The sequence below is a fragment of the Pseudomonadales bacterium genome, from assembly GCA_041395665.1.
In the GTDB taxonomy this organism is placed as follows: domain Bacteria; phylum Pseudomonadota; class Gammaproteobacteria; order Pseudomonadales; family UBA7239; genus UBA7239.
The window spans coordinates 202,160-228,290 of sequence record JAWLAB010000003.1; the positions used below are offsets into that span (position 1 = coordinate 202,160).

At 45.3% G+C, this 26,131-nt stretch carries 23 protein-coding genes; 5 read left to right on the forward strand and 18 right to left on the reverse strand.

From position 1 onward, the window contains the following. Positions 1 to 20: 20 nt before the first annotated feature. Positions 21 to 845, reverse strand: coding sequence for an esterase (locus R3E63_05645; protein MEZ5539428.1), 825 nt, complete (start codon positions 843 to 845; stop codon positions 21 to 23). Between the two features lie 100 nt (positions 846 to 945). Further along, on the reverse strand, positions 946 to 1,923 hold the full coding sequence (locus R3E63_05650; protein ID MEZ5539429.1) for a hemerythrin domain-containing protein: 978 nt from the start codon (positions 1,921 to 1,923) through the stop codon (positions 946 to 948). A 198-nt stretch (positions 1,924 to 2,121) separates the two neighbouring features. On the opposite strand from R3E63_05650, the gene R3E63_05655 reads away from it, so the two are divergent. The 3 genes from R3E63_05655 to R3E63_05665 all read left to right on the forward strand — a co-directional run bounded on the left by R3E63_05655 (position 2,122) and on the right by R3E63_05665 (position 4,727). After that, positions 2,122 to 2,556 carry a phasin family protein gene (locus R3E63_05655; GenBank protein MEZ5539430.1) on the forward strand — a complete coding sequence of 145 codons (435 nt, stop codon included), beginning with the start codon at positions 2,122 to 2,124 and terminating at the stop codon, positions 2,554 to 2,556. 142 nt (positions 2,557 to 2,698) lie between these two features. Beyond that, positions 2,699 to 3,292 carry a TetR/AcrR family transcriptional regulator gene (locus R3E63_05660; GenBank protein MEZ5539431.1) on the forward strand — a complete coding sequence of 198 codons (594 nt, stop codon included), beginning with the start codon at positions 2,699 to 2,701 and terminating at the stop codon, positions 3,290 to 3,292. A 37-nt stretch (positions 3,293 to 3,329) separates the two neighbouring features. After that, positions 3,330 to 4,727 (forward strand): AarF/UbiB family protein, encoded by a 1,398-nt coding sequence (locus R3E63_05665; GenBank protein MEZ5539432.1) that lies wholly within the window; start codon positions 3,330 to 3,332, stop codon positions 4,725 to 4,727. Here the strand turns inward: R3E63_05665 and R3E63_05670 are convergent. Beyond that, complete coding sequence (locus tag R3E63_05670) at positions 4,724 to 5,674, reverse strand: endonuclease/exonuclease/phosphatase family protein (GenBank protein MEZ5539433.1); 951 nt, start codon at positions 5,672 to 5,674, stop codon at positions 4,724 to 4,726. The genes R3E63_05665 and R3E63_05670 overlap by 4 nt on opposite strands. 13 nt (positions 5,675 to 5,687) lie before the next feature. After that, a complete protein-coding gene (gene yegQ / locus R3E63_05675; protein ID MEZ5539434.1) occupies positions 5,688 to 7,106 on the reverse strand; it encodes a tRNA 5-hydroxyuridine modification protein YegQ in 1,419 nt (472 codons plus the stop codon). 92 nt (positions 7,107 to 7,198) lie between these two features. Between yegQ and R3E63_05680 the strand changes: the two genes are divergently transcribed. Then, a complete protein-coding gene (locus R3E63_05680; GenBank protein ID MEZ5539435.1) occupies positions 7,199 to 8,638 on the forward strand; it encodes a hypothetical protein in 1,440 nt (479 codons plus the stop codon). Positions 8,639 to 8,642: 4 nt separating this feature from the next. On the opposite strand, the gene R3E63_05685 is transcribed toward R3E63_05680, so the two are convergent. The 5 genes from R3E63_05685 to lpdA form a co-directional block, all read right to left on the reverse strand. After that, positions 8,643 to 10,793, reverse strand: coding sequence for a carboxy terminal-processing peptidase (locus R3E63_05685; protein MEZ5539436.1), 2,151 nt, complete (start codon positions 10,791 to 10,793; stop codon positions 8,643 to 8,645). 73 nt (positions 10,794 to 10,866) lie between these two features. Further along, positions 10,867 to 12,174, reverse strand: coding sequence for a hypothetical protein (locus R3E63_05690; GenBank protein MEZ5539437.1), 1,308 nt, complete (start codon positions 12,172 to 12,174; stop codon positions 10,867 to 10,869). A gap of 11 nt (positions 12,175 to 12,185) precedes the next feature. After that, entirely contained in the window at positions 12,186 to 13,061 is an 876-nt protein-coding gene (gene sucD / locus R3E63_05695) for a succinate--CoA ligase subunit alpha (GenBank protein ID MEZ5539438.1), read from the reverse strand. Further along, positions 13,061 to 14,230: an ADP-forming succinate--CoA ligase subunit beta gene (gene sucC / locus R3E63_05700; protein ID MEZ5539439.1), complete on the reverse strand. Its 1,170-nt coding sequence runs from the start codon at positions 14,228 to 14,230 to the stop codon at positions 13,061 to 13,063. The genes sucD and sucC overlap by 1 nt, the downstream gene beginning before the upstream one ends. A 132-nt stretch (positions 14,231 to 14,362) precedes the next feature. Next, positions 14,363 to 15,823: a dihydrolipoyl dehydrogenase gene (gene lpdA / locus R3E63_05705; GenBank protein MEZ5539440.1), complete on the reverse strand. Its 1,461-nt coding sequence runs from the start codon at positions 15,821 to 15,823 to the stop codon at positions 14,363 to 14,365. 87 nt (positions 15,824 to 15,910) lie between these two features. On the opposite strand from lpdA, the gene R3E63_05710 reads away from it, so the two are divergent. Further along, positions 15,911 to 16,636, forward strand: coding sequence for a TrmH family RNA methyltransferase (locus R3E63_05710; protein ID MEZ5539441.1), 726 nt, complete (start codon positions 15,911 to 15,913; stop codon positions 16,634 to 16,636). A gap of 25 nt (positions 16,637 to 16,661) precedes the next feature. Here R3E63_05710 and R3E63_05715 read toward each other — a convergent pair whose 3' ends face one another. From R3E63_05715 to acpP, 9 genes are all read right to left on the reverse strand, one after another. Continuing rightward, positions 16,662 to 18,386 (reverse strand): EAL domain-containing protein, encoded by a 1,725-nt coding sequence (locus R3E63_05715; protein ID MEZ5539442.1) that lies wholly within the window; start codon positions 18,384 to 18,386, stop codon positions 16,662 to 16,664. A gap of 26 nt (positions 18,387 to 18,412) precedes the next feature. Next, entirely contained in the window at positions 18,413 to 18,862 is a 450-nt protein-coding gene (locus R3E63_05720; protein ID MEZ5539443.1) for a response regulator, read from the reverse strand. A 78-nt stretch (positions 18,863 to 18,940) separates the two neighbouring features. After that, a complete protein-coding gene (locus R3E63_05725; protein ID MEZ5539444.1) occupies positions 18,941 to 20,860 on the reverse strand; it encodes a radical SAM protein in 1,920 nt (639 codons plus the stop codon). A 14-nt stretch (positions 20,861 to 20,874) separates the two neighbouring features. After that, the gene (holB, locus tag R3E63_05730) at positions 20,875 to 21,867 is read right to left on the reverse strand and encodes a DNA polymerase III subunit delta' (GenBank protein ID MEZ5539445.1); all 993 of its coding nucleotides are present in this window, start codon (positions 21,865 to 21,867) and stop codon (positions 20,875 to 20,877) included. Continuing rightward, positions 21,864 to 22,508 (reverse strand): dTMP kinase, encoded by a 645-nt coding sequence (gene tmk, locus R3E63_05735; protein MEZ5539446.1) that lies wholly within the window; start codon positions 22,506 to 22,508, stop codon positions 21,864 to 21,866. The genes holB and tmk overlap by 4 nt, the downstream gene beginning before the upstream one ends. Then, positions 22,505 to 23,578, reverse strand: coding sequence for an endolytic transglycosylase MltG (mltG, locus tag R3E63_05740; GenBank protein ID MEZ5539447.1), 1,074 nt, complete (start codon positions 23,576 to 23,578; stop codon positions 22,505 to 22,507). Before mltG ends, tmk begins: the two co-directional genes overlap by 4 nt. Next, the gene (gene pabC, locus R3E63_05745) at positions 23,571 to 24,383 is read right to left on the reverse strand and encodes an aminodeoxychorismate lyase (protein MEZ5539448.1); all 813 of its coding nucleotides are present in this window, start codon (positions 24,381 to 24,383) and stop codon (positions 23,571 to 23,573) included. The genes mltG and pabC overlap by 8 nt, the downstream gene beginning before the upstream one ends. Positions 24,384 to 24,402: 19 nt before the next feature. Next, complete coding sequence (fabF, locus tag R3E63_05750; GenBank protein MEZ5539449.1) at positions 24,403 to 25,641, reverse strand: beta-ketoacyl-ACP synthase II; 1,239 nt, start codon at positions 25,639 to 25,641, stop codon at positions 24,403 to 24,405. A gap of 106 nt (positions 25,642 to 25,747) precedes the next feature. Then, positions 25,748 to 25,984 (reverse strand): acyl carrier protein, encoded by a 237-nt coding sequence (acpP, locus tag R3E63_05755; GenBank protein MEZ5539450.1) that lies wholly within the window; start codon positions 25,982 to 25,984, stop codon positions 25,748 to 25,750. Positions 25,985 to 26,131 lie beyond the last annotated feature (147 nt).

Here is a 26,131-nt window from a genome sequence, read left to right on the forward strand (position 1 = left end):
TTAAGATTTCAGCGTTACTTTCATGCATGTGCTTCATGCACGGATTCAGGTTTGCCATCAGAAGCACGCAAAAATAAATATCGGTGTGCCCAATGCGCATCAAATGGCTTCCACTGCTCTTCTGTTTGTGCCAGACGATCTGAGACTGCGTAATAAATCATCGGGTTGTGAGTCATGCCGATATGACTCCCGCTGATGCGCAGGTTTTCCGTAGAAGCACTCGTCTCATCAATACAACTGCGCCATGCGGCAATACCGTCACTCTCGCTGTAAATAGAGGTTGATGGAACTGGAGGCGGCATTTCCCAAATGGGTGTACCTTGCAACAATTCATCTTGGCTTGCACCGGGGTTCAGGCGTTCATAGATTTTCAATATTGAGCTGGACACTTCATCCACATCACTTGTTGCTTTAGGTTGTGCCAAATTGAAAGGCGAGCCTAGCGTAATAACCTGACGCACATAATCAGGGAGTCGGTGAGCCAAGATACGGGCATAAAGGCCGCCTAAGCTCCAGCCAATCAAGCTGATTTTCTCTTGATGTTGGCCGTACATTTCAATAATGCGTTGTTCTAGTTTGAGGTAAGTGCTGTTGCGTAAACCTGCATTTCGACCCAAATCCCAGCCATGTGCGTTATAGCCCTGTCGCTTCAAATAGCGCCGCAAGACATAGGTGCTGTTATCCGTAGCAAGGAAGCCTGGCAGTATTAACACGGGCTGCCCATTCCCTCGCGGTGCCAATCGACGCAGGATAGGCAGGGCGGGGAGTAGGGATAGCGCTTCGACCGGTGCTCTCAGCTCCATCAATGCGTTAGCAAAGTTAATTTTATGTGCTGCTTCTGTCATGTTGAACTTCTTAATGGTCAGATTGGGGACATTTCATTTGCATTACACAAAAGATGCCGCTCTTATCCTTAAAAGCATACTACATATAGTGTTTATTGTGCTATTCCGGCGCATTACTGGACTCGTGATAAATCCGTAAACGAGTGGTGTACGGCTCTGCCACTTGAATCCGAGTGCCGCGCAGAATTTTGCCGATATCCTGCAGAGTATCCACACAGGTGTCGTAATTATTCAGTAGGCAATCAGCGGAAACACTGAGGTAATCTGCGGGGTTCTTAGTTCCAGATTGCCAAAGCTTACGGCAAGCAACCATGTTGCTCTTGTAGGCCTGTTTAACATGCGAGTTGATTGTTTTGGCAATGGCGCTGCCGCATTGCGAAAAGACACCGATATTTTCCATGGCAGCTCCCAAGCCCACCCATTGCGCTACGGTGGCCTCTTCGGCAGCTCGCTCCACGCTCTCGGAAATGGCGCTGAATAAGTTGGCGTAACGCTGCTCAATCGTATTGCCAAACAGAGGATCCGCCTCTGGCTGAATATCATGAATGATGTCTGACCAGTCTTCTTCAGACAAAGTGCTCAACACAAGAGGGAAAACTTGGCTTTCCTCATAGTCCATATGGCGCTTCATGCTGGCTACATAATCTTCACAGCGCAGGCGCAGAGTTCTCTGCAGATCGGCTGTCCATTCCTGCTGAAGCTCTTCTATATAGTGCAGCAAAGCTTCTGATTTTTTATTAATCGTTTCGTGGTCAATCAGCAGTGATAGCACTTCTTCTTTTTGAGTCTCACCTTGCTCCGCGAGCTTGCGATAAACAATGTCCTCTTTCGCGTGATGAAAACGATCAACGTGTGAATGCATATAGCCGATAGCATCACGCATAACCGAGAGATCAGGTTTCTCACCTGCATCGATTGACTCAATTTGTTCGTTTAAGACTTTAAGCAAACGAGCAACATATTTATGCTCAAGATGAAGATGCTTCATGACCTCAGAAGAGGAGAGCAGTCGCTTTGCAACGGGGAAATCGGTAAGTGGCTTTGACTGATTCGCTTCGGCAGGCTTAGGTTTCGACATGATTGGCTACTCTTGGAAACTTTTTCAGTATACTCGAAAGACTTATTTTGGTGCGGCGCAAAATAAAATCATAATAATGAATAATTAGTATGTTTATTCTATTTTTTATTCCTACTATGCACTCCGATGTGAAAGATGGTTCTGGCTAGGCAGCACCACCAATCAAACCAGTAACCCAATAGATAAACGGAGAAGTTTATGACTAAGAAAGTAAAAGATATCAAAGAAGCTAAAATTGCAGACAAAGCAAGTGAAGTTGCTAAAAGCATTTGGCTGGCTGGATTGGGAGCGTACGGCAAAGCATTTGATGAAGCTGTAAGCCAGTACGGCAAAGTAAGCAAAGAAACCAGCAAAGTATTTGACGATTTGGTAGAGCTCGGCAAAAAGCTGGATAGCGAAAGCCAAGCCAAATTATCTAAAGCTAAAGACAAAACGACTGCAACTATTGAAGACCGTATCAATAAAGTGCGCAACAGTGTAAACATGGGCTCTTTGAGCATCGGCGCTGATAACGCAAAAATTGACGAAGTGAATGCAAAAGTTGATGCACTGTCTGATAAGTTGGACGCATTACTGGACAGCATGGCTGTTAGCAAGCCCAAAGCACCTGCTAAGGCATCTGCCAAAGCCTAATTTCATCGTTCTAGCCCTGGACAGACAACCCTTCCTGTTTGTCTGATCCACTTTTAGCAAGGTTTCCGCTCTGGAGCCTTGCTTTTTTTTTGTGAATTTTCGATATTAAGCCCTTATCTATTCCATTCCTTAATAGGGCCGCATGAAAACAAAAGAAAAAATTTTACAGGCCAGCCTACTTTTATTTAACGAAGAGGGTGAGCCCAATGTAACAACTGCGGATATTGCTAATGAGCTGGAAATAAGTCCTGGCAATCTCTATTACCACTTCAAAGGCAAAGAAATCATTATTGAGACATTGTTTGCTCGATTTGAAAATAGCTTTGCTGAAATACTTCATGCGCCAATTAAAAAAGAACTCAAGGTTGAGGATAGTTGGTATTACCTACATGTGGTTTTTGAAGAAATCTACCACTACAGATTTATTTATCACAATATCAATGAGTTGCTGTTTCGCTATGCCTCTCTCGGCAAAAAATTTAGGCGGTTACTGAATATCAAGTTTCAAACGGCAAGAACGGTTATTTCATCACTCCGTGATGTGGATATTTTGGTTATTGATCAGAAAGATATCGACATTTTGGTCAGTAATATCGTCATGACAGTTACTTACTGGATTGCGTACTCCATACTTTGTGATGAAAAACAGGATGAAAAAACCATCATCAACAAAGGTGTTTTTCAAGTTCTCTCTTTGATTTCCCCTATCTTGGTGAAGGCAAAAAGGAGTTTTTAGAGTTCTGTGATCGCTACTACAAGCAGGTTTTTGACGCGTGAAGGGTATTCGCCATCACGCTATCTCTCGCCACTTACATCTCGCACAAGCTGGCATGAAAGCTGGATGGGGATGGACAAAAGGTCTGTGGAATACACTCTTAATTAGCGATGCGGAAGAAAAACAAACACTGCGCCATCAAAATATTGAAAAACAAATACAACAATTAGTGCAAGACATAAGCCAGCTTAAAGGCGGCGTAGTAAAACTGGGGCAAATTTTAGCAACCTATGCTGACTACTGTTTCCCTCCCGTAGTAGCCAGCGCTTTACATCAATTAGAGTCAGACACAGACCCTTTGTCCTGGTCTTGCATTGCTCCTCATATAGAGGCAGCACTTGGTGATAAAAGAACTGACTTAATCATTGAACCCACGCCACTGGCAGCGGCATCTCTTTCGCAGGCACATAAAGCAAGAATTAAAATCAGCCACCAACCTATCTGCTTAAAAATTCTTTATCCAGATATTGATAAAGCCTTACTGGCTGATTTTAGTGTTTTAAAAGCCTCTCTCTTTTTATGGATGGATAAAAAGCAGCGAGAGGAAATGTCATCGCGAGCGGACGAAATCATTGCAGTTTTACTCGAAGAAATTGATTTACAAAAAGAAGCACAAAAGCTTTTGCGCTGGGGAAATCTGCTGGCTAACGATGATCGATTTATCGTTCCTCAAGTGTATGAGGAATATTCCACATCGACTATCTTAGCGATGAGTTTTGAGCAAGGCGTCTCACAAAATGATCCTGTTATTCAAACACTGTCGCAAGACAGGCGGAATTACCTAGCCCAAAATATGCTGGAGCTACTGCTCTCCGAAGTTTTTCTTTGGGGTGAAATACAAACTGACCCCCACGCAGGAAACTATCGTATTTACATAGCTGATGAATACAGACCTCAAGACACTATTGTTTTGCTTGACTTTGGTTCCGTACGAATATTGGAGCCTTCATTACTGAAAGCACTAAGAAAAATGATTCTTGCTGCTTATTGGGGCGATAAAGACGAACTTTGTAATGGAATGATACAGGCGGGATTTTTATCAGAAGATACAGCGAATGAAATTAAAGATATTTTTTGCTCTGTATTGCTTGGATTGGCAGAGCCATTAAATTACAAAATGCGATTAGAAAAAGGAGAGGATATTCCATCTTACACAATGGATGAAGCGGGAAACTACTGTTGGGCTGCTGCAAAATTACCAAAGCGTATGGGGAAGCTCGCGTTGAAATCTGCATTTAGTCAACACTTTCAATTTCCAGGCGTGGAATTTATGTTGGTGGCACGCAAATTGGCAGGTGTGTATTCTTTTATTGCGGCCTTAGACGCTCGCTTTGATGGCAGTGTAGTGATGGAAAACATTATTCAACGAATGAATAATGTAACTGAGTACACTTAATCATCGTCCGTTTGTGTATTGAAATCAGCCCACACAGGAAAGTGATCGGAAAATTGCTTTGTGAAAGGCTCTGAATTCTGTGGCTTATAGATCGTGGTTGACTGCTTGCGCCATTCGCCGGTATCTTTTTTCTTTATCATGATGTGATCGAGTATTTTTCCATACTTTCCTTTTCCTTGTGAACGATTAAAACTTTCAGGATTTCTATCTCCTTTTTCTGTGGTGGCATCTAAACCCATCGCTAAAAGTGCTTCTAAGCTTTTATTTTTTCCTGAAGTGTTAAAGTCACCTAAAGCGATAATGTCACGGTCAGATTGCTCAAGTTTCTTTAATTCACCGGCAAGATAATAAGTTTGTAAGCCCCGCACATCATCGCTGCAGTGTCCTTGATTGCCAAAACCTGATTTGAGATGCACTGCAATCAACCAGAAATCAAATTTATCTGCTCGAAATTTCCCTGCTAGTGGTCTGCGTAACTGTGACGATCGACACCATTCATTCACTTGATAGCTGTCGGGTACATTGAGCTCGGCAACGGCCGCATCTGCAATGACAGGTTTGCGCCAAGCCATAACAACGCGCTGTCCTTGGCCACTATTTCCTACTGCCGTTTTGTAACCTTTTTTCTCTAAGGCAGAACGCAACTCTTGCCAAGGACGGGTAGAGTAGTGGTCACCACGATACATACCGTCAATACTGGTGTTAATTTCTTGTAACGAAATTAAATCAATAGACCATTGATCAGAGATCATATCCGCCATGCCTTGAATGGTTTTTGTGTCAGACGCCTGATCGCGTTTTTCACCTCCTAACCAAGCGATATTCCAAGTGCCAACCCGTACACAGTGTGTGCTTGAATCACATTTTTCTGCTTGCGAAAAAGATGCCAACAAACAGAAAGCTGCGAATACAGCCGATTGGCGAGCAATAGACAATAGTGAACTCACCGAGGCTTCCTTTTTAGATGGCTTTCATCAACAGACCAAAATCTGGAGTTATATTTCCTTCAACTTGAATGCGCACTTGATGGCCAGATCCTGGCGCAACCTCTACAGATTCGCCATGTTTATTTTTCATAGCAGATAAGCGAAATACCTGATTACCTTGTGGATGCATCAATTCAATTTCATCGCCAACAGAAAATTTATTTTTTGTATCGATTATCCATTCATTCGTGCTGTTATCTTTGCCTATCACCTCACCAACAAACTGTTGCTTGGTAGAAATTGAAAAGCCACTTTCGTAGTTTTGATATTCTTTCGGTAAGTGACGACGATAAAAACCTTCTGTATAACCACGGCTGGCTAAACTTTCTAATTTATCCATCAACCCCATATTAAATTCGCGACCGGCCAGAGCGTCATCAATCGCTTCACGATAGACCTGTGCAGTCCTTGCTGCATAAAAATGCGATTTGGTTCTTCCTTCAATTTTCAAAGAGTCGACACCAATATCAATCAAGCGTTTGACATGCTGTATCGCACGCAAATCTTTGGAGTTCATGATGTAAGTGCCGTGCTCGTCCTCATAAGCGGGCATGTATTCGCCAGGGCGATTCTCTTCTTGCAATAGAAAAACACGGTCTTCAATGTTGAGCAATTTTCCACTGCTGACGCTGTCGGTAGGGCTAACCGAAGGATCCCAACTACCTACTTCACCTGAAACTTGAAAAGAGGAGGCAAGTGTTTGACTCGCTTCAGTAATTTGTTTTTGCACTTCGGGATTGGTAGCGACAATGTCGCCCTCATTGGTTTCTGTAGCTTCGTGAGTGTCGTATTTCCAGCGACAAGAATTGGTGCAAGCACCTTGGTTTCCATCACGGTGCGTCATGTAGCCCGACAGTAAACAGCGCCCAGAATAAGCAATACACAATGCGCCATGCACAAAGACTTCTAGCTCGATATCAGGGCAGCGTTGGCGTATTTCTTCTACTTCGTCCAGCGACAATTCACGCGATAAAATCACGCGCTGCAAGCCTTGTCGCTCCCAAAACTTAACAGCAGCCCAGTTCACCGCATTTGCTTGCACAGACAAATGGATAGGCATATATGGCCATTTATCGCGCACCATCATGATGAGCCCTGGATCCGACATAATCAGTGCGTCAGGCTGCATGGCAATCACCGGCTCCATATCACGCAAGTAAGAGCGTATTTTGTCGTTGTGCGGCGCGAGATTGCTGGCGACAAAAAAGCGTTTACCTTGCGCATGCGCCATAGAAATGGCTTCAGCCATTTTGTCTAACTGGTTGAATTCATTGTTTCTTACCCGTAGGCTATAGCGGGGTTGACCGGCGTAAACTGCATCGGCGCCGTAAGCAAACGCATACTGCATATTTCTGATGGAGCCTGCTGGTGATAACAACTCTACCGATTTCATCGCTGTGTTTTTCTGATAGCTGGAATTGGGGCGCATTATAGCAAGGGCGCATATAACAATAGCATCCTCAAAATTGAGTTAGAGGAAATCGTATGTTTTCAGGTTATACAAGTGGGGAATACCAATCAGTGATGTTTTTTGTCGATGGGCATGTCGATAGAGAAATGCTGTTCACGGAATTTGAAGCCATTCTTGATAACTTCGTACCTATTCCAAGTTTTGCCGATAAAAATATCCAAGCAGTTTGTGTGGGAATAAATGGTCAACTCAAAATTATTTCTGCCGTTTTTTTTCTATTGCGTTTTGATAGTGCTGGTAACGCCGATAGTAAATGGAATATCCCGCTACAAGAATTAACAGACCAAGCGGAGTTGGGGCCAGATCTGGGTGCCGGTCCTATTCGTTTGTGTTGCCGCAGTCAGTGTCCTGTTGATTGGCATGTTCAAGGGCTGTGGGATCCTGACATGAATCAGCAACCCAATGCATTTGTCGTGCTGCGAGATCTTGTTAAACGCAATCGCTTGGGATTCAAAGAGTTGCCGTTTGATGTTGATGAAATCCACGATGGTGACCGCAAATACGCTTTTGAAATTCCAGTTTTAACTGGTGAGGCGCTAGTTTCTAATTTTGGTGGAAGTGCCGGTGAAATCAGTGATGCAGATAAATCTTTGGCGCATTCACTGATTCAATATATCAGGAAAAAAGTGGCTGTTGATAATAGCGAGCAACTGGAGAACTTAGAAAGGCAACATCAACTTCAGCTAACCGCAGAAAAAAATAAAGCCGCTGATGAACTGCGCGAAGCACGGCAGATTCATAGTGATGAACTGCGACAGATGCAAACACAGCTGGAAAGTACACAAGCAGTAATTGATAGTGGCCGCCAAGCTATGGATGCACTGCGCAGACAGCTACAAGATCAACAACAAATCACTGATAAGCTGCGCGATTCTTTCCATAAGCAATTGGAAGAATCCAAGCAAGTTGAAGGAGATCAAATAGAAAAACTCAAGGCTAATTTTGAAGCCGAATTGGAAATTCGCGTTCAAGGTATTGTTAAAGAGTTAGAGCAACAACTCGACGGGAAAGACATTGAAATCTCTTACTGTAAAGAGCAACAAACCGTATTGCGCGATGAGATTGATACTTTGCATCGGGAACACGCAAAATTAATCAAAGAAGCTGGCGAACAATTTATTACCCGTTTGCGTGATAACAAAGTTACCTTTATGGCGTACCACTTAGGCGCTGGCAATATCACGATTGACTTAGAAGACATTGGTACTTATCTTGAAAACCCACTGGCTTACGCAGCCACCATGTGCAAAGTAACAGAGACCGACTACAGAAGCTGGCTAACGCACTACAACAACCCAGTCTGCGGTGAGTTTTCAACGGCTAAGGGTGAGGAATGCGGCAAGAAATTACGCAGAGTGGATGTGCCTGCTCAGTTCGTTACTGGGCGCTCAGATCGCTGCCCACTGCACTGGAGTTTTAGTGCAGTAGGTGATGGCAACAACAAACCAGAATAGTTTTTTAAGGGTGGTTGGCTGATACAGCGAGTGCAGTACCATTCTGCTGTGCGTCAACTAATCCAGCAAGAATATTGGCACTTTCCATCAGAAAAAAGTCGTCTTGTGGATTTTTTTCATCTCTCTGTTTTTGTGCGTCATCATCGATATCTTGTATGGTTTTAAAAAGTGGCTTTCCTTTGAAAGCCCTTACTTTATTAGCCAATAATAAAATCTTTTTATCATCCGCCTCTTTTATTTCTTCGCGCTTTAATAAATTTAATGGCATCGACTTTCTTTGCCTTAATTCATCAGCCCACTTTGTTCTATCTAGTAAGGATTGATATTCAACATTGTTTTTCATGCGTTGATTGTGCGCTGATTGCAACTGTGGAATGAGTGCTGGTAAATCTGCAAAACGGTAGTGAGGTGCGGGCTGTATTTCATCCCACGGCAGAGCATGCTCCAACGCTGATTCACCAATTTCACTGTAAGGTAGCAGGGCAGGGAAACTGATATCAGGAACTACGCCACGGTGCTGCGTGCTACCACCAGAAACGCGATAAAACTTTGCTTCGGTGATTTTAATTTTACCTTCCTCCATTGGAATCAGCGTTTGCACTGTGCCTTTCCCAAATGTCTGATCGCCAACGATGATACCCCTTTGATAATCCTGAATAGCTCCTGCAAAAATTTCAGAGGCAGATGCACTGAGATGATTCACCAGAACAACTAAGGGGCCGTTATAGTTAACTGTCCCGACAGCACGATTGCGGCGATCAACATGATTATCCGCTGATAAAATCTGCACAACTGGACCTTGATCAATAAATAAATCGGTAAGCTGTGTAGCTTCAAGCAATGAGCCGCCGCCATTATTTCTTAAATCAATGACGACACCATCAATGCCTTTTTGTGTTATGTCATTGAGTATCTTTGCCACATCACGCGTCGTACTTTTTGCATTAGGATCTCCACGACGCAGCGCATCAAAATCTAAATAAAATGCAGGAATAGTAATCACTCCAACACGAAGAGATTTCCCCGTTTTCTGATCTGGTATTTCAATGATTTTTTGACTGGCAGCTTGATCTTCTAATTTTACTTTTTCACGACGAATAGCAATTGGCTTCGATAATATTTGTCCATTTCTTTTTACTTGCAATCTCACCCATGTATCGGCTTTACCACGGATCAAATCAACAACTTCATCCAGAGGCCAGCCGATTACATCTTCCCATTCATCGCCATCTTTTCCTTGAGCGACGCCGGTAATTTGGTCACCAGCTTTTAACTGTCCATCTTTGTCCGCAGGGCCTCCAGTCATCAATCGAGTAACTTTCGTGTTCTCATCTTCTTTCTGAAGTACAGCTCCAATACCTTCTAAAGATAATGCCATTGAAATTTCAAAATCTTTTGTTGATCTTGGTGACATATAGTTAGTGTGTGGATCGTACAGCTCGACATAAGCATTAATGAAAATTTCATAGTTATCCATTGCTGTCTGCCGCTTCAGTCTATCTAGCTGACTTTTATAACGACGAAGGAGGGTGGCGCCAATATTGTCAGTCGGCTTATCTGCAAGGCGCAGATTGAGAATGTCATTTTTGAGATAAGCGAGCCACAACTGATCCGCTGCCGTTTGGTCTGCTGGCCAAGGGCTTTTCTTTCTATCAGTTTGTATCGTTTCATCGCCATTAAATTTTTCATTTTTGACGAGAAAATCGACCTGCTTAGCAGCCCACTCAAGACGACCGGTAAAACGATCGTAGTAGCGTTGATAAATAGCTTCTGCGCCAAGCAATCTTCCAGATTCCAAATCGTTATCCAGCGTAGTGCGGTACCGAGTATTGAACTCATCAATATCTATTTGTAAGAAAATCATCCGGTTTGGATCAAGCACTTTTAAGTAGTTATCAAGCAGCTTGGAGGCCAATGCGTCGTCCAACGGCATCTTGCGAAAGTGCTGGGTTTGCATCAATTGCACGATGTCTTGGGTGAGCTTGATTTGCGAAGAATCTTCGTGCCATGCGGATGGCTTTGCCGTGATATTAATGCTAGCCAACAAACTACCGCTAACCAAAAGCATTCCCGTCAAAATAAGGCTCTTTGTAATTCGATTTCCCAATATTGCCGACCGAGATAGGTTAGTGCGGGTATTTGTCTTATGCGTCATTGTTTTTCCATTCTAATAAGGCTGCATCTTTAATTTAACATAATATAGATTATGCGTAGTTATGGCTTGGCCGTTACGGTGCATTTACTCTTGGAGTCATGTTAACAAGCAAAGGTTCAAGCTGCTGGATAATACTTTCAGTCATCACTCGATAACCCTCTTGGTTGGGATGATTCCAGTCTTCCGGACCGTGCAATGCTTTTATTTTTGCCGCACTTTGCATGGCGTCGGTCGTATCAACAAAAGGTAGCTGTTTATCGTTCGCCATTTTTATAAATGTGTTGCGCATTTGCTGTGAGGATTCTAGAAGTTGCTGGCGCGTAAAAATTCTTTCACGACGCTCATAAGTCTGAACAGAAATTTGCTCAGATTGCAGCTCGTAGGTGGATAAAACCGATGGAATATAAACGAGCATGAAATGTGTGTCTGGAAATTTTTTACGAGTAAACTGCAGCGATTGATCAAAGGCAAACCATGCTTGCTTCAACTCATCTGCATTCAAAGCCAGTGCTGGCCCTTGTAGCGAATCCGGCAGTTGTACTATCTGATTGCTAATGCGAGCCTGATTCATCTTCCCCGGCGTGCGAAAGCTGGCACCACCCATGATCCAAGGCGGATCAAGGGTGGAATCAACATCAGCACCCTGCCCACCTATTTTTCTGGGCTGCATTCCTGCCAATGTACGAATGAATGTATTTGAGAAATTGAGGAACGGCCAATGCCTTAACCAATCATTTGCTTTAACAATTTGCATTGTATCGTCACGATCAATAGCAAATTTTTGCAGGTATTGTTGGTAAGTCACTGAGTCAAATTGTTTGGTAAGATCAAATAAGCGTGGAAAACCATAATGAAAGTAAGCCGCGTTATCGTATAAATCATTGCCTTCATAAAAATAGATCAGCATCCATTCTGGCTGTTCTATATCACTGCTAATGTATTGCTTTAAATAGGCTAACTGTGAAACGGGCTCGGTAACAATACCTCGCACGCTCCCTGCCCCAGCCGATCCAAAACTAATGACATCCTTGCCTGTCGCATCCTGCAATAAATGTGCGGTGCTATAACGAGCTTGCGGTTTTGACATCTCAGCTGTTGCCCAATCCCCCATTCCTGCAGCATAGGAATCGCCTAACAAAGCAATATAGCGGTGTGGAATCACTTCTTTTTTTGATGATTGTAATAAGGGATGCAAACCTTCATCCGTTAGCATCATTACAAACCCTGTTGGTAGTAGCCGAGGAAACCAATAAAGAAAGCTAAAACCTGCTGCAATAAACAACAAAGTAAAAATACTGAAAGCTAGCGCGATATTTTTTTTCATGTTTTGAGGATATATAAAAAAGGCAGCTTGCGCTGCCTTTTTGTTGGAACTCAGCAAATATTTGCTGTTTATTTCCAGTTAGTTACTGCGCGTAAGCCGTTAGCAATTTCAGCCAAGCTGCGAACAGTTTTTACACCTGCATCTTCCAGTGCAGCAAATTTCTCATCGGCTGTACCTTTGCCTCCAGAAATAATTGCACCCGCGTGACCCATACGCTTGCCTTTTGGTGCTGTTACGCCAGCAATGTATGAAACAACCGGCTTAGTAACATTGGCTTTGATGAATGCAGCGGCTTCTTCTTCCGCTGAACCACCAATTTCACCGATCATCACGATGGCTTCAGTTTTTGGATCATCTTGGAACAATTTCAAGATGTCGATAAAGCTGCTGCCTGGGATTGGATCGCCGCCGATACCTACGCAAGTAGACTGACCAAAACCTGCATCAGTAGTTTGCTTAACAGCTTCGTAAGTCAAAGTGCCGGAACGCGAGACGATACCCACTTTGCCTGGCAAGTGAATGTGGCCGGGCATGATGCCGATTTTGCATTCGCCTGGTGTGATAACGCCAGGGCAGTTAGGGCCAATCAAACGCACGCCGAGCGTATCGCAAGTGACTTTGCACTCCAGCATATCCAAAGTAGGCACGCCTTCTGTGATGCAGACGATCAACTGGATGCCGTTGTTAGCTGCTTCAAGAATGGAGTCTTTGCAGAAAGGTGCTGGTACATAGATAACAGACGCTGTCGCGCCAGTAGCAGCAACGGCTTCAGCCACGGTGTTGAACACAGGCAAACCTAAGTGTTGTGTGCCGCCCTTACCTGGCGTTACACCGCCAACCATTTTTGTGCCGTACGCAATCGCTTGTTCTGAGTGCAAAGTGCCTTGCGAGCCGGTGAAACCTTGGCAAATCACTTTGGTGTTTTTGTCGATCAAAATGCTCATTACTTGGCACCTCCGGCGGCAGCAACTGCTTTTTGCGCTGCTTCGGTCAAATCGTTGGCAGCAATGATGTTGAGGCCAGATTCAGCCAATTTTTTCGCACCGAGATCAGCATTGTTGCCTTCAAGACGCACAACCACTGGCACTTTTACGCCCACTTCTTTCACTGCACCGATGATGCCTTCTGCGATCATGTCGCAACGCACGATGCCGCCAAAAATGTTGACGAATACCGCTTTCACATTGGAATCAGAAAGAATGATTTTGAATGCTTCGGTGACGCGCTCTTTCGTTGCGCCGCCGCCTACATCCAAGAAGTTGGCTGGCTGACCACCGTGCAATTTCACAATGTCCATCGTGCCCATTGCCAAGCCTGCACCATTCACCATACAGCCGATGTTGCCTTCGAGAGCAACATAGTTCAGTTCCCACTGCGCAGCTAAGGCTTCGCGCTCGTCGTCTTGCGTTGGATCGTGCATTTCGCGCAGTTGTGGCTGGCGATACAAAGCGTTGCCGTCAGCAGCGATTTTGGCATCCAAGCAATGCAGGTTGCCTTCTTTGGTGATAACCAATGGATTGACTTCAATTAACGCCAAATCTTTTTCTTGGAACAATTTTGCCAAACCCAAGAAAATATCAACGAATTGTTTGATTTGTACGCCTTTTAAACCCAGCTGGAAAGCCAGTTCACGACCTTGATAGGGCTGTGCGCCAGTCAAAGGATCAATCACAGCTTTCAGAATTTTTTCTGGTGTTTCGTGCGCCACTTTTTCAATTTCCACGCCGCCTTCTGTAGACGCCATGAAAACGATGCGGCGAGTGCCGCGATCCAATACCGCGCCGAGATACAGTTCTTTGTCGATATCGGTGCAAGTTTCGATCAGAATTTTATTAACTGGCTGACCGTTTTCATCTGTTTGATAAGTCACTAATCGTTTGCCCAACCAGCGAGCAGCAAACTCTTTAATTTCGTCTTTGGTTTTCACCAATTTCACACCACCGGCCTTACCACGACCACCGGCATGCACCTGAGCTTTAACAACCCATTCCTTACCACCGATTGTGTCCGCTGCATTCACTGCTTCTTCAGCAGTGCTAACCGCGTGGCCTTTTGATACGGGCAAGCCGTATTGGGCAAACAGTAACTTGCCCTGATACTCATGAAGGTTCATGTTTTACCGCTCTCTGTGACCCGGCAAAAGCCGGTTTGACGAAAATTGATGGACACAAAGCACTGTGTAGCCATCACCCGAAAAATAACGCGCGCAGATTCTACACTCTGACAGGTTTCAGCCCAACTGTTTTCAAGGTTTTTCAGGCGCGGAAGCACGCTTTTTCTTGTTAGCAACATGGATTGCACGACCATGGGTCGCTAATGCGGCTTCATGCACCGTTTCGGACAGCGTTGGGTGCCCGAATACCATCAAACACAAGTCTTCAGCCGTCGCGCCAAACTCCATGGCAACAGCCACTTGCTGCACCAAATCTGCCGCACTCGCGCCGACAATGTGGCAACCGAGGATGCGGTCAGTTTCGGCATCGGCAATCAATTTCACTAGCCCCGTGGTTTCATCCGCCGCTAAAGCGCGCCCCGATGCCGCAAACGGGAACAGCCCCACATTGCAGTCTTTGCCCTCTGCCCTCACCTGCTCTTCTGTCTGCCCCACCGCAGCCACTTCTGGGTGCGTGTAGATAACGCTAGGAATCAGCGCGTAGTTCATCTCGGCTTTGTGACCAGCGATACGCTCCGCCACCATCACGCCTTCTTCCGATGCTTTGTGCGCCAACATCGGACCGCGCACTAAATCGCCGATGGCCCAAATACCTTCGGCACTTGTTGCACAGTATTCATCCACGGGGATGCGACCTTGTGCATCCAAGGCAACGCCACAATCTGCAGCCAATAAATCTTGTGTGTTGGGTTTGCGACCCACGCACACCACTAAGCGATCAAATGTTTCTTGTTGCGCGTTGCCGTCTTTATCGCTGTAACTGACAACCACTTTTTCGCCGTCAATTTGCGTGGCAGTCACGCGGCAACTCAAGCGAATATCCAAACCTTGTCTGCCTAAAGTTTTTTTCACTTCTTTGGCGATGAATTGATCGAGTATGGGTAAAAAACTATCCAAGGCTTCGAGCAAAACCACTTCGCTGCCCAAGCGTTTCCACACACTGCCCAGCTCTAAACCAATCACACCCGCACCAATAATGCCAAGGCGTTGCGGCACCGCAGGAAAATCGAGTGCGCCCGTGCTATCAACAATGTATTTGTCATCCACTTTTGCGATAGGAATTTGTGTGGGTGTAGAACCCGCTGCCAGCACAATATGTTTGGCTTGATACTGTGTTTCTGCGCCATCCGCATCTGTTACGGAAAGCGTTTTATTGGCTAATAATTTTGCCGAACCTTTGATGTGTGTAACGCTGTTAGCTTTGAATAATTGTGAAATGCCCGTGGTGAGCTGTTTCACAACACCGTCTTTGCGTTGCAGCATTGCGCCTACATCAATAGTAACTTCACCAGTTTGTATGCCATGAGCAGCGAGCGACTCACTCGCTTCGTGATATTTGTAGGAACTGTCCAGCAGCGCCTTCGATGGAATACAACCGACATTCAAACAAGTACCACCTAAGGTTGCTTTGCCGTCCTTGCCTTTCATGCGTTCGATGCAAGCCGTTTTCAATCCCAGTTGCGCCGCACGAATAGCGCCCACATAGCCACCGGGGCCTGCGCCAACAAAAATGACATCAAAGACTTCGCTCATGAAAAACTCACTGTGATTACAACAGAAAGAGCTGAGCATTTTATACTGTCGCGCATAGAAACCGCACTGACTGGTGAGTGATTTCACATGACGCAATCTGGCAAATCTCCCCTGCCCCATGATTTATTCACACTCTTTGGTCGCCAACCTGTGTTGGAAGCACTACAAAATCCAGCTATTCAACCGTACAAACTGCATTTGGCTGATTCCAATCGCGCAGGTGGCTCGCTGGATGAAATCTTACAGCTAGCCGATAAAAAACAAGTTCCCAAAGCGTTTCATACGCGTTTGGCGTTATCGCGTATTTCACGCAATGGCAAGCAGGATCAAGGTGTGGCATTAGATATTCGTATGCCTAACCTACAAAAAGCAGATGCACTACTCTCGCTAACAAAGAGCAAGCCACATGCAAGATTCTTGGCGCTTGATCAAATTACCAACCCACAAAATGTCGGCATGATTTTGCGCTCAGCGGCGGCTGGTGGTGTAGACGGCGTGATTATCCCCAAACGCGGTTGTGCGCGTTTAGATTCTTTAGTGATTAAAGCCAGCGCAGGCACTTTTTTTCGCGCGCCTATTTTTATTTGTGAAACGCTGCCACAAACATTGCAACAACTAGCGCAACACTCAGCAAATATTTGTTTGATGGCTGCAAATGGAAAAACTACACTGTTTGATTACGCTATTACAAAGCCGACGGTTTTGTGTTGGGCAATGAAACTGATGGCGTTTCAAAAGAAATTCAGTTGCTGTCGCATACCGCCATCAGCATCCCTATGGCTAACGGCATCGAGTCGCTCAATGTTGCTATGACGGCAACATTGATTGCCTATCACGGTCAACCCATCGATTGAATTTGCTTTTGCTCTGCTTGCAAAATATCAGAGAAAGCATTGGTTGGTATTGGTTTTGAAAAGTGGTAGCCCTGATAGATGTCACACTTTCTTCCTGCAAGAAACTGCAACACTTCATGGTTCTCTACACCTTCAGCAATCACTTTCATATGCAAGTTATGTGACAAACCAATAATGGCCGATGCAATCACGGCATCATCTTCGTTTTTGGTAAGCTCACGAACAAATGACTGATCAATTTTCAAATAATCGATCGGGAATTTTTTCAGGTAGCTCAACGAAGAATAGCCAGTGCCGAAATCATCAATAGATAAGTTGACGCCCATTTCTTTCAATGTTTGCAGCACTTGTTGGCTGAGTTGCGTATCTTCCATCAGCGTGCCTTCGGTCAACTCCAAGTCCAGCATATGTGGTGGCAAATCTGTATCTGCAAGGACATTCCCAACAGAAAAAACTAAGTCGGCGCCGCGAAACTGATAAGAGGAAATGTTGACGGAAATTACATGACGTTCGGTGATAAGCCCTTGTTTTAACCAATCCATCCATTGCTGCGTTGCTGTTCTTAGCACCCATTCACCAACGGGTAAAACTAAGCCAGTCTCTTCAAGTAGATCAATGAACTGCGCTGGAGGCACAAGACCTAGCGTAGGGTGTCGCCAGCGGATTAACGCTTCTGCACCACGCAATAAACCAGATTCAACATGCACCTGTGGTTGATAAAACAATTCAAACTCACCACGCGCCAAGGCTTGATACAAGTTCTGTTCTAGCTGATTGCGCGATTGCGATTCGTCGCCCATTTCTGCAATATAAAATTGATATTTATTGCGCCCTAAGCTTTTAGCGCGACTCATTGCCGCATCCGCTTTGCGTATCAGCATTTCACCACGGCCATCACAATCGCGCGAAAAAACAATACCAATACTGGAGCCGACATACATTTCGTGGCGATTGATATTAAAAGGCTTGAGGAGTGATTCAATAATGTTTTGCGCAACAGTGGCCGCTTCGTTACGCGACTCTAAGTCTTCCATCAAAATAACAAATTCATCACTACCGTATCGAGCAATTAAATCTTGTCTTCGTGTGGCTTTGCGTATGCGATCTGCCGCACTTTGTAACAACATATCACCCGTAGTGTGACCAAAAGTGTCGTTAATAATTTTGAAGCGGTCTAAATCAATAAACAAAACAGCCAGCAACGAATTATCACGCCGCGCGCGTACCAAGCCTTGTTCCAAGCGATCATTCAGTAAAGAACGATTGGCAAGATTGGTGAGTGAATCGTGATAAGCAATATGTGATAAAGCTTGCTCGGCTTGATTGCGTGCTTTACGCGTTTCCACATCGCGCAACTCGCGTTCAATCGCAGGAATCAAACGCGCCAATTTGTCTTTCATGATGAAATCTTGCGCGCCGCTGCGCATAGCACTAACAGCCACTGATTCATCAATGGTCCCTGACACAATGATGACAGGAATATCCATGCCCGATTTTTTGACAATTTTCAGCGCGTCTGCCGAATCAAACCCAGGCAGCGTGTGATCAGCAATGACCAATTGCCAGTGGTTTTGCTCCAACGCTTTTGTTAACGCTTCACGTGTATCGACACGCTCAAACTGCAACTCGTAGCCGTTTTTATTCAGCTCACGCACCAACAACAGTGCGTCGTCTTCGCTGTCATCAATAATTAGAACATTCAGATACATACAGTCTTCGACTCTCTGTGTTCAACTCAGTTGCTGTTAATGGATAAATTCGGCGTGCGATTCACTTCTATCCAATATTTGGCCAAATCATGAATCACCTCAGCAAATTCATCGAAGTTGACCGGTTTTTGTACATAGCTATTTGCGCCGAGGCTGTAGCCAGCAATGATGTCTGTTTCTTGGCGTGAAGAAGTCATCAGTACAACGGGGTGATAACGCGTACGTGGATCTTGGCGCACACGGCGCAACACATCTAAACCATTGAGTTTAGGTAATTTCATATCCAGCAGAATTAAACTAGGCTGTTCGCGAGTGTCTCGCTCGCTGTATAGCCCACTGCCAAACAAATAATCTAAGGCCTCAGAACCATCACGGACGACGATAACATCCTGCACCTGCTTACAGCTGCGCAGTGCGCGCAAAGCAAGCAATTCATCGTCAGCATTGTCTTCAACCAAAAGGATCGTGTTCTGCATAGCGACGGCATACCTATCATTATTGTCTATTTATGTTTACAGCATTGTGCTGTTCGAGCTAGCCACTGGCAATAGCTTTCAGCTCAATACGGCACCCACTTGTGTGGCATCCATCACATTAATCATCGTTTCATTCGTCAAGGACCAATCGCCGCGCATCCAATTACCGCCGTCTGGATCTTTGAGTACCGTGCCAACACCGCCTGGGTACTTCACTGTCAGAGAGCTGTCGCCTTGAAAAGCGGCTGCAGGCGGTAAATCCATGGCTTCCAGTGCTTGAATAATGCGTGGTGCATCGCAAGAAAAATGATGAATTTCTGTTGAAGGATTGCCTTTGCGCGGGCACAAGGCTTTATCTAAATCCAACATCCAATCTACACGCTGGTGCAAGGCGGCGCTTGCACCATGCTCCACTAGCCACTCGTTAATTGCCTCACGAATGAGCGCGAAGCTGAGATCAATATCATCAAACAATGCCACATAAAGCTCGGCACGATTTTCGTAAATTTTTAGTTTTTCATGCACAGTCAATTCATTCACAGGCGATGTGGTAATGATGTGACCAAAATGTTTTAGCAAATGTTTCAAAATAGCGCGCATCAATGGCGAGGCAGGAATACTCGCTTCTAATGCTAAATAACGAATAGTGAATGGCAATAAAGTGCCATGTACTAACACCATGTGTGCAGCAATCAAGAAGTAACCTTCTAGCCCTTCTTCCACACTAAAAGTGTGGCAGCCAATCACATACTCGCCTTTTGCGCGACCATAACCAGCCACTGGCACGGCTTCGATTTCATACTCAAAACGCTTTTCGTAAAACTCTGTGCCAGGCAATAAGTTGTAAGTAAAAATATTTACATTTGGAAAAGTGGCAATCAACTTATCGAGATTGCGCTCGAAATCCGCCAAATTATCGCCGGGCAATCCCCAAATTAATTCTGCAGCAATCGGCACACCCGCTTCTGCCATCGCCTTAGCAATTGGCTCGTACTCATTCGCCGCCATGTTTTTGCGATTGGATAATTCAAGCGCCAAAGGCGTTAAGGTTTGCAAGGCCAATTGATAATGAGGCAACAAGCCGTGTTGATTGAGCATCAGCACAATTTCTTGCACGCGCGGGTTGTGTTTCTTAGACCAAGATGTTGCAAAAGTTGAAGGCAAGCCTGTTTTATCTTTCAACTCACAGACAATGCGGGTTTTTTCGATATCTTCTTTCAGCGCACCAAAATTGGAATCTGCAAGCCAGATATTGGCGATACCAGCGTTAACGATTTTTTCCCAATCGCTACGCGTGCGCTCTAAAGGGAATTGATAAATCTTGGTGCCCAACATGCCTGTGCCCCACTCACAGAACGAGCACTTGAACGGACAGCCTCGACTGGTTTCATACGCCACAGATTCGTACAGCGGTTTCCCTTCATCATCCGTTAATGGAATAACCTCCAATGCAGAAGGAAAAACAGAGAGATCGGTGGTGCGCGCGCGCGTGGCATTCTTAACGATTGCGCCGTCCTCAACGAAAGCCAAGCCATCAATACTGCGCCAATTTTTAAGATGTGCGCTGTCTAACCAATCGACAAAAGTAAATTCACCTTCACCCATGGCGATAGCATCGACAGGATCAATCAACAAATAATCTTCCACTTGTTGCACATGCGGCCCACCGAGAATAATCCAAATTGCCGGGCAGCTTTGGCGTATGCGTTTAATGAGGTTAATAAACTCGGCGGCATTCCATGTATAAACACTAAAGCCGACAACAGGTTGTAAGCCTTGCGACAGAGCTTGTTCCGCCAGAGGTAAACACTGCTTGAGCCACTGTTCTTGAAACCAAGGTTCGATATTTTCCCGCACTAAAAAATGTACTAGCTCAATATCCGTACTTTCTGCTGTCTTACCGTATTTTTGAAAGCAGGCTTTCAAACCGCCCGTTGTCATCGGTGCGGCAGAAAATCGCTCACTGTCCATACTAAATAGCCAAACGGGTCTTTTCATACTTCACCTACTAATTAACTGAGTAACATCCACTCAATGAGCAATGTTTCTAACAACATCCGCGCATTGGGGTTAGCTGTGCCTAATATTTTTCGCCGTGCCACCAACAAAGAGTCATAAAACTTTAACAAAGCTGCACGAGGATTACTGCGTGTTTGTTGATGCACTAGCGTCAACCACCAATCCAAAATAATCACGGGATCTTGTTTGGCAAGTGATTCTGCAGCAGACAGATAATTCATGTCTCCATTGCGAGCAGCACTCAAAGTTTCCATAGTTTCTTTGTGCAACACATCATGCTGTTCGTTCGCAGCGTCCAGTGCTTTTAAGGGGGCGTTATGTGTAAAAGATAGAACAACCTGAGCACGATCCGCCGAAATCTGCTGCTGTTGTAACCACTGTATTGACTGCTCTTTGCTGGGTGTTGGACAAAACAATGCTTGGCAGCGGCTGCGTAGTGTCGGCAATAAACGCGAAGGTTGATGCGAAACGAGAATGATGTGCATATCCTCGCCTGGCTCTTCCAGTGTTTTCAGCAGTGCATTGGCGGCATTGTGGTTCATCCACTCCGCAGGCTCAATCAAAGCGACGCGCTTGCCATTTTGGTGTGCTGTTTGCACACCAAATTGAATTAAATCACGGATGCAATCAATTTTAATTTGTTTGCTCGGCACAGCCGTTTTTTTCGTTTTTGATTTTTTAGGTTCGTCATCGCCATCGATTTTATCGAGACCGTAATGATTATCAGCGAGAAAAAAATCCGGATGAGAACCGGCCGCAAACATTTGGCAGGCATAACAGCTGCGGCAAGGTAAATGCTGTTGTGGTTTTTCACACAACAGTGAAAGTGCTAGTAATCGCGCCAAATGCCCTTTCCCGATTCCTGCGGTACCGTGCAGCAACAACGCATGGGGTAGACGCCGCTGTTCATTACGCTCAACCAAGGATTGCCAAAGTGATGCTTGCCACGGCAATGGCGCCAATGTCAATACAGTATTGCTACTCATGAAGATGTGCAGCTCGCAATAAATTCTTGCAAACAGTGAACAATATTTTCCTGCACTGCCATCAAAGGCTGGCCTGCATCAATAATGCGAAATCTCTCAGGAAACTGTTTTGCGCGTTGGCGATACATAGCGCGCACTGCTTCAAAAAAGCTGTGCTGTTCGCGTTCAAAGCGATCAATGTGATCACGATTACTCAAGCGTGCCATGCCTGTACTGACATCCACATCCAACAATAATGTTAAATCGGGCTGCAACTCACCTTGCACCAGCGTTTCTAATATAAAAATAGTTTCAATAGATAGCTTGCGGCCACCACCTTGGTAAGCGTAAGTGGCATCCGTAAAGCGATCACACAGTACCCACTCACCGCGCTGTAATGCCGGCAAAATCACCTGCTGTAAATGTTGTGCGCGCGCAGCAAACATCAATAACAGTTCTGTTTTTTCACAAACAGCTTCTTCGCGTGGCGCCAACAACAATTGACGCACTTCTTCAGCCAGCGGCGTGCCGCCAGGCTCGCGTGTTTTGATGAAGGGAATAGATTGCGAGTGTAGAAAGGTTTCAATGCAATGAATATTGGTCGATTTACCAACACCTTCCCCGCCTTCAACAGTAATAAATTTTCCTCTTGCTGTACTCATGGCGCGGGCTCTTGTTGCTGTTGCTCTACTGCAGCAGGCGGTGGCAATGAGCGATAGTTGTCGTTTTTACGCAGCTGATATTCGTTTATAGCATTTTGGTGCTGAACCAGCGTCTCTGAAAAAGTATGCGTGCCATCGCCTTTAGCCACAAAAAATAGCGTATTGCCTTCTGCAGGATGCAGTGCTGCATTGATAGCCGCACGCCCCGGCATGGCGATTGGTGTAGGCGGCAAACCGTCAATCACATAAGTATTCCATGGTGAAGGTTCTTTCAAATGACTTCGTTTTAGGTTGCCTGTAAATCCAGCCCCCAAACCATAAATGACTGTTGGATCCGTCTGCAGTTTCATGCCCTTCTGCATCCGGCGCACAAAAACCCCAGAAATTTGTTTTCTTTCATGAGCAGCGCCTGTTTCTTTTTCAATAATACTTGCCATAGTAAGCGCTTCATACGAGGTTTTATAGGGAAGGTTCTGCGCTCTATTTTTCCATTCTTCTTCTAAGATAGATTTCATTCTGCCGTGAGCAACTCGCAGCACATCTGACACTTTCATACCACTGACAAAGCTGTATGTGTCTGGAAAAAAGTAGCCTTCCGCTTTATTCCTTTCAAAGCCTAATAGCTTCTTATAATCTTCATCTTTAAGATGAGTGACATCATCAATTAATTTTTTCTGGCTCAGCAGCAACTTCATTGCATCTGAAAATGTACTTCCTTCAATCAAAGTAACTTGGTACTGAATCACTTTACCAGATGCTAGTTTCTGTAATAGGGCTTCGCCTGTTATTCCCTGTTGCAACTCATATTCCCCTGCACGGATATGTGTTTGATTTTTCCAGCGCGCGTAAACCAATAACCATTTAGGATGACGAACGATACCTTTATCAGCTAAACGCATCACTACACTGGTCAGCGTCTCCCCCTGACCGACCAAAACTGTATGTGTGTCGTTATCCAACTTGATCGGCCTGTATAGCGTACGGTTAACCTCCCAAACACCGTATAAAACCGAGATAAGAAAAAGAAATACCAAAGTTTGTACAACATAACGCGCAGTAAACTTAGCCATAAAGCCTCGCATAGCCGAGCATAGAAAGTTTTTGCCAAATTTTTGTTACCGTCTCTGTATGCAGTGCAATTTTGCTCACACCGATAGATTGCACAGGCACAATGCCAATCACGCTATTACAGAGAAACATTCCCTCTGCATTCAAGCAGTCTTGTAATGTCAGGCGTGTTTCTTCGACTGCCATGCCGATATCTGCGGCGAGTTGCTGCAAAACAAAAGCACGCATCACGCCTGCAACACCACAGGATTTCAAGTTTGGTGTCAGCAATGTGTTTTTTTGCAAAACAAATACATTGCTACTGATGCCCTCAATCACACTACCTTGTGTATCCAACATCAAGCCGTCGTCATAAAGTGATTTGTTCAGTTCACCTGTCGTCAATACTTGTTCTAAACGACTGAGATGCTTGATGCCTGCCAGTGCAGGATTGTGTGCTACACGCTGACGACACAAATGCAAACGCAGGCCTTGTGTAATGCGCTGCTGCGAGAATTGTGGTGCCGGATAAGCCTTAATACTGACGGAGTAATTGGTGTTTGCTGGTGAATAGCCACGCTGACCGCCGCTGCGTGCCACAATAATTTTTACGACCGCTAGCGATTGCTGTTTCGCACATTGTTGAAAACTATTTTCGATAGTGGCGATGTCGCAATCCATGCGTAAACGCTTTGCCGCATCAATCAATCGCGCACGATGGAAAGCCCATAACGGCGCTTTACCATCGACAACCAAGACAGTTTCAAAAAAACCATCACCGTAAGAAACAGCGCGTTCCCAATTTTGAGGAATAGCCACTGATTGCACGGCTACCACCAGCTACGCGTCAGATTTTTCCGAACAGCAGCGTGCCATTAGTGCCACCAAAACCAAACGAGTTCGACATCGCGTAGCGAATTGTCATGGTTTGTGGTTGATGCGGCACAAAATTCAAATCACAGCCGTCGTCTGGATTATCTAAATTGATGGTTGGCGGCGCGACTTGATCGCGAATGGCCAACACAGAAAAAATTGCTTCAATCGCGCCGGCTGCACCCAACAAATGTCCGGTCATGGATTTAGTTGAACTCACGGCAACTTGCGCAGCGGCATTACCCATCACACTTTTGACTGCGCGACATTCCGCAACATCACCCGCTGGTGTGGAAGTGCCATGCGCGTTGATGTATTGCAAATCTGCTGCATTAATTTTTGCATCGCGCAATGCATTCATCATGGAACGCGCTGCACCGTTGCCATCTTCTGGTGGCGAAGTCATGTGATAAGCGTCATCGCTCATACCAAAACCGCACAACTCTGCATAAATTTTTGCACCGCGTTGTTTGGCGCTTTCGTATTCTTCCAACACCACAATGCCTGCGCCGTCGGCGAGTACAAAACCGTCGCGGTCTTTATCCCAAGGGCGACTCGCTGCGGCTGGATTGTCATTGCGTGTCGACAACGCACGCGCTGCGGCAAAGCCACCCAAACCCACGGGTGTGCATGCCATTTCTGCACCACCGGCGACCATCATGTCTGCTTCGCCGAGTGCAATCATGCGTGCAGCCAAACCGATGTTATGCGTGCCTGTTGTGCAAGCGGTAGTGACGGCGATATTTGGGCCGCGCAAACCGTATTTGATCGCTAAGTTACCAGAGACCATATTGATGATGCTGCCCGGCACAAAAAACGGCGAAATACGACGGGGGCCTTTGGTGTTGATCAAATCGCGGCTTTCTTCAATCGCACCAATACCACCAATACCAGAACCAATCGCAGAACCGCAGCGATCCGCATTTTCTTCTGTCACCACAAAACCGCTGTCTTCAACTGCTTGAATGCTGGCGACTAAGCCATACTGAATAAATGCGTCCATTTTGCGCGCATCTTTCAAGGGCATGTACTGCTCAATATCCAAACCGCGAATATTGCCGGCAAATTGCGTGGTGAACGGCGAAGCATCGAAGTGTTCAATCGGCGCAATACCACTTTTCGATGCCAACACGCCTTCCCATGTACTAGCGACGGTGTTGCCCAACGGCGTAACCATGCCCAGACCTGTAACTACCACTCTTCTGCCTAACACGCCTAAATTTCCTCGTTATGTCACGACCAAAAAGAAAAGCCGCACTGCAAAGTAACGGCTTTTCAATTGATAACAGATGGTGAGCGAGCCGCTAAACGGCTCAACCTCATTTCAGATGAGTATTGGCGTAGTCAATCGCCAACTGAACAGTTGTAATCTTCTCAGCTTCTTCATCTGGAATCTCAATATCAAACTCTTCTTCCAGAGCCATGACGAGCTCAACAGTGTCCAGAGAATCTGCGCCCAAATCTTCTACAAAAGAGGCTTCGTTTTTAACATCTTCTTCTTTAACGCCGAGTTGCTCTGCAACGATCTTCTTAACGCGTTCTTCAATGCTGCTCATGGTTCTAGTTTGCTCCGTAGGGTTTATCAAGATCCGCACTGTCCTTTTTATTGGGGGTGCCGATTTCGAGCGGCCATTCTACCCGTATTTTTTTTCAAAAGGAAAGACTGTAAATACTTGCAAATATCGTAGTTTTCATGGCCAAAA

Coding starts and splice junctions, on each gene's coding strand:
- R3E63_05680 (MEZ5539435.1), top strand. CDS start 7,199: ATGTTTTCAGGTTATACAAGTGGGGAATACCAATCAGTGATGTTTTTT.
- R3E63_05660 (MEZ5539431.1), top strand. CDS start 2,699: ATGAAAACAAAAGAAAAAATTTTACAGGCCAGCCTACTTTTATTTAAC.
- R3E63_05645 (MEZ5539428.1), bottom strand. CDS start 845: ATGACAGAAGCAGCACATAAAATTAACTTTGCTAACGCATTGATGGAG.
- lpdA (MEZ5539440.1), bottom strand. CDS start 15,823: ATGAGCGAAGTCTTTGATGTCATTTTTGTTGGCGCAGGCCCCGGTGGC.
- R3E63_05650 (MEZ5539429.1), bottom strand. CDS start 1,923: ATGTCGAAACCTAAGCCTGCCGAAGCGAATCAGTCAAAGCCACTTACC.
- sucC (MEZ5539439.1), bottom strand. CDS start 14,230: ATGAACCTTCATGAGTATCAGGGCAAGTTACTGTTTGCCCAATACGGC.
- R3E63_05720 (MEZ5539443.1), bottom strand. CDS start 18,862: ATGCAGAACACGATCCTTTTGGTTGAAGACAATGCTGACGATGAATTG.
- yegQ (MEZ5539434.1), bottom strand. CDS start 7,106: ATGAAATCGGTAGAGTTGTTATCACCAGCAGGCTCCATCAGAAATATG.
- tmk (MEZ5539446.1), bottom strand. CDS start 22,508: ATGAGTACAGCAAGAGGAAAATTTATTACTGTTGAAGGCGGGGAAGGT.
- R3E63_05710 (MEZ5539441.1), top strand. CDS start 15,911: ATGACGCAATCTGGCAAATCTCCCCTGCCCCATGATTTATTCACACTC.
- sucD (MEZ5539438.1), bottom strand. CDS start 13,061: ATGAGCATTTTGATCGACAAAAACACCAAAGTGATTTGCCAAGGTTTC.
- R3E63_05655 (MEZ5539430.1), top strand. CDS start 2,122: ATGACTAAGAAAGTAAAAGATATCAAAGAAGCTAAAATTGCAGACAAA.
- mltG (MEZ5539447.1), bottom strand. CDS start 23,578: ATGGCTAAGTTTACTGCGCGTTATGTTGTACAAACTTTGGTATTTCTT.
- holB (MEZ5539445.1), bottom strand. CDS start 21,867: ATGAGTAGCAATACTGTATTGACATTGGCGCCATTGCCGTGGCAAGCA.
- acpP (MEZ5539450.1), bottom strand. CDS start 25,984: ATGAGCAGCATTGAAGAACGCGTTAAGAAGATCGTTGCAGAGCAACTC.
- R3E63_05725 (MEZ5539444.1), bottom strand. CDS start 20,860: ATGAAAAGACCCGTTTGGCTATTTAGTATGGACAGTGAGCGATTTTCT.
- R3E63_05685 (MEZ5539436.1), bottom strand. CDS start 10,793: ATGACGCATAAGACAAATACCCGCACTAACCTATCTCGGTCGGCAATA.
- R3E63_05715 (MEZ5539442.1), bottom strand. CDS start 18,386: ATGTATCTGAATGTTCTAATTATTGATGACAGCGAAGACGACGCACTG.